Origin of the sequence: Gemmiger formicilis (assembly GCF_016901605.1) — a bacterium.
In the GTDB taxonomy this organism is placed as follows: Bacteria; Bacillota; Clostridia; order Oscillospirales; family Ruminococcaceae; genus Gemmiger; species Gemmiger formicilis_B.
Genome location: NZ_JACJKP010000670.1, coordinates 1 through 246, shown reverse-complemented (window position 1 = coordinate 246; position 246 = coordinate 1). Strand labels below are relative to the sequence as shown.

1 protein-coding gene is annotated in these 246 nt (G+C 49.6%); it reads right to left on the bottom strand.

The genetic code is table 11. The features are described from left to right. Positions 1 to 246: adenosylcobinamide-GDP ribazoletransferase (locus H6B10_RS16405; protein WP_204652465.1), on the bottom strand; the 246-nt coding region annotated here is incomplete at both ends.

Sequence of the window (246 nt, the reverse complement as noted above, 5' to 3'; positions counted from 1 at the left end):
CGTATTTTTGGCAATGGGGAAAGTTGCAACAGCCCAACCGGAAAGTGCACGCTCCAGAACAAATCCAAGACCCAGACACCAAAGTGCTTTCCGGTCCATTTCAAGGGAGGCGCACAATGCAAAATATGCCACAAAATACGTACATACGCGAATCAAGGCAAATGCACCGCAGTGGGGATCTTTGAGGATTTCCTGTTTTTTGGCCGCATCGGCATAGCTCGCCAATGCATCGCAGGTATCCGCATA